Genomic DNA, 234 nt, shown 5'->3' with positions numbered 1-234 from the left:
CCTGTACAGCTCGACCGACATGGCGAACTGGACCGATCGCGGCGTAGTCGCGTCGCTGAATACGTTCCCGTGGGCGGTGCAGACCAACGACGCGTGGGCGCCGCAGGTGATTGCACGAGGCGGCAAGTTCTACCTCTATGCTCCCATCAGCATCGCCGGATCGCCGAAGAACGTCATCGCCGTCGCGGTTGCCGACCATCCGGCCGGGCCGTTCCGCGACGCGCTGGGCAAGCC

1 protein-coding gene is annotated in these 234 nt (G+C 66.7%); it reads left to right on the top strand.

Annotated features, from left to right (window positions below; genetic code table 11):
• Window positions 1-19: 19 nt before the first annotated feature.
• On the top strand, window positions 20-234 hold a 215-nt coding region (locus AC0IYH_RS34115; RefSeq protein ID WP_471838919.1), incomplete at its 3' end, for a family 43 glycosylhydrolase.

The organism is Pseudomonas sp. AC463 (assembly GCF_979253585.1).
This window is presented reverse-complemented; position numbering and strand designations above follow the sequence as displayed.